This is a genomic window from Piscirickettsia litoralis (assembly GCF_001720395.1).
Taxonomy (GTDB): domain Bacteria; phylum Pseudomonadota; class Gammaproteobacteria; order Piscirickettsiales; family Piscirickettsiaceae; genus Piscirickettsia; species Piscirickettsia litoralis.
In genome coordinates this window covers 1-2,862 of record NZ_MDTU01000014.1, presented here as the reverse complement: position 1 = coordinate 2,862, position 2,862 = coordinate 1, and the positions used below count along the sequence as shown (strand labels likewise).

The following is a 2,862-nucleotide window of genomic DNA, read 5'->3' as shown; positions in this document are numbered from 1 at the left end:
CACACTTCATTTCCACCGGCTCATCAAAAAGTCAAAGAGAAAGGTGTCTTTTCTAAACGATGTAAACTCAGGCGGATGAAATACTTAAACAACCGCATTGAAAATGATCATAAAGCGGTAAAGCGTAAATCCCGCTTCCGCCAATGGTATCAATCGCTCTCAACAGCACGGCCAACAGTTGATGTGATGGAGCCAATGCGTATCAATTGCGTTATATTAAAAAACAGGATATCTTTGCTCAAAATCAGCTAATTAATAAATTATTTGGATTGGCAGCTTAATTTTACAAAGACAATACAAACAAATAGACTTTCTGACGCTTATTATAATTTTTTCGCAACAGTGCCCAACGAACTAACCAAAGAATAATATCGCCGGAATAATGCTTCCATTTAAAGGATTGATTTTTATTAATTCGTTTACGTTTGGCCACTGTAATTTATATTTTCAAATCAAGTAACCAACATACCTCAACCTAATTTTTTTGCAACAGTCCCATCATTTCAGGATTTTCACTGTTGGAACGATGCAATTGCACAGATTCTTTGTGCCTAATGTAAGGTAATGTCCATTTTATTTGGTACTATGAAATTAATGTGACGGTGCCAATAAAGGCGTTGCTTTTTGAACTTAAAAACAAAGCCTAAAATCTATATATCTACATAATGAATAACTGTGATTCAATTGAAAGTAATAAAATAATTTTAAGAAGGTTAATTTAATGTTAATTAAGAGAATATATAGAAGTAAAACACTTGCTTGTGTTGTCGCTTTGGTATCGATTGTTAGTTACTCTAGTGTGGCAAATGCATCAACTATTGGCAAACTAGGATCTTCAGATATAGTCAAGAATTGGCCCGATTATGTGTCGTTTGGCACAATAACTGATGGATCAAGTACTACTACTAACAGTGAAAATGCAATTATTTCACTAGAACTTCACCCAGTAAATTCAGTTTTCATGTATGAAAATCAAGATATGACGCAAACTGATGGTTTTGGTTTACTATCATATCCCTATGTTACGTATAATTTGATTCAAGAAACTGATCAATTAAATGATTACGATCATTATCCAAATGATGGAAAAGTTGTTCCTGTTACAGTTTTTTATACTACGAATTTAAGCTACTCAAGCTATTATCAGTCTCAAATAAGTGATACTTTTAGTGAGAATGGATTAAAAAATATGTTTGTTAAGCTAATTTTAATGGCTAAACAATATGAAAATAGTTATAAAGAAAATAAAGGTTACCCAGGAGGTAGTATTATCTTAAGCCCTGATTTTCTTCCTAATCTTTATAAAATCGATACGACATCATCAGATTCAACTGAGACTTTTCTACAGGAAATCAACAATGAACTATCAAAAAATAATAATGTGCTAACTAGTTCATTAAATGCAGCAATTCAACAAATCACGAAAAAAGAAAATTTTGATACATCAAATTTGTCGAGCATCCCAAATATCAATCCTGGAGCCATTAAAAAGTATTATAATAGTAATGCTGGTAAAATGGTTATTTCTTGTCCATCTTCATATACAAATATAAATATTTCAACACTATTTAATGACCTTTCTGAAAACTGTTTCTATGATGCATTTGACGCTAGCACTGCTTGGAATTATATAATTGACAATCAGAATAACACACAACTTAATACGATTAGCTCATCAAATTCAGTTTTAAATACTCCAAATTTTAAAGACAATGTAAATGGTTATATTCAAGCAATCAATTGGGCCATTAAAACTTATGCTCCTGATGTTTCATTTGGTTGGGAAGAGGGGATATGGTCCTATCAAGGTGATGCCAATTGGCTACATGACCCTGATGTCTCCCCTCTAAAAGCTGGTGCAGTTGTTGGAAAGCAGCTTCAAGAACTAGGGGTATACAAGGGAAACTATAGGCCTGACTTCATTGTATTTGATCGTTATTCTATTGATGATTTTAATACTGCAATTCAGCCTACTGCAATTCAACCCCATAATGTCGGATATACTTATAATGCCGCAGATTGGAGCCGGTACTTAAAATTTGTTAAGGCAGTTAGCACGTATCTTGGTTTAACTAGCGGCGGTAAAGATATACCAGTGATGCTATGGCAAGAGCCAGGCGGGCATATTCAACTTAATGATAAAAGTGAAGTTGATTATAGAGATAATTATGGGTCTGATTTTACCAATTATATATTTGGAAGTTACTTTGGAGCACAGATAATTAAAAGTAATATGAGCAATATAGAGCCCTATATTAAAAAAATCTCTCTTTCTACGAATATCTATGATAATTTAAAAGAAAATGGTGAAACGTTGGAAACCTATTTGCAAGAATCTCCTAATGCTGATAATTATAATTATACTTGGAATCAGCAACACATTTCTCATAATGCAAAAGGAGAAGGCGCTAATCTAGTAGATAGCCATGTTTTTGCTGTTTTATTCGGCCAAGCATATGAAACAGGTGTTGCTAACGCCCCACTTGTTGATACAGTAGGCTATGATGGTGGGTGGTTAGCAAATCAAATTGGAGAATATTACAATAAGTTACAGACCGGTTCTGTCACATTTTGAGATTTACAAACAAAAACGGCACCGTCACATTAATTTCATAGTACCAAATAAAATGGACATTACCTTACATTAACGTGAGTTCGATTGTTCCGGTCAAGTCATATTGGACACTTTTAATTGAGACTTTTCAAAATTAATAGGCGATAGGTTGCCATTGGCTGTATGCAGCCGATCATGATTGTAATATCGAATATAGGCCTCAACATCCTCCTTCATAGTATCACGGGTTAAGTGAGTCACATTCAACAGCCATTCGTGCTTTAGGCTGCCAAAAAAACGCTCGACAA

At 33.9% G+C, this 2,862-nt stretch carries 2 protein-coding genes and 1 pseudogene; 2 read left to right on the top strand and 1 reads right to left on the bottom strand.

What is annotated here, in order from left to right; all coding sequences use genetic code 11:
• Both BGC07_RS19080 and BGC07_RS19075 read left to right on the top strand, forming a co-directional pair.
• Positions 1–281, top strand: a pseudogene (locus BGC07_RS19080) (DDE-type integrase/transposase/recombinase); the annotation flags it as partial.
• Positions 282–721: 440 nt separating this feature from the next.
• Complete coding sequence (locus tag BGC07_RS19075) at positions 722–2,575, top strand: hypothetical protein (protein ID WP_069314636.1); 1,854 nt, start codon at positions 722–724, stop codon at positions 2,573–2,575.
• A 93-nt stretch (positions 2,576–2,668) separates the two neighbouring features.
• Here BGC07_RS19075 and BGC07_RS19070 read toward each other — a convergent pair.
• Positions 2,669–2,862 (bottom strand): IS3 family transposase (locus tag BGC07_RS19070; protein ID WP_139121859.1); only part of this gene is annotated, 194 nt, incomplete at its 5' end.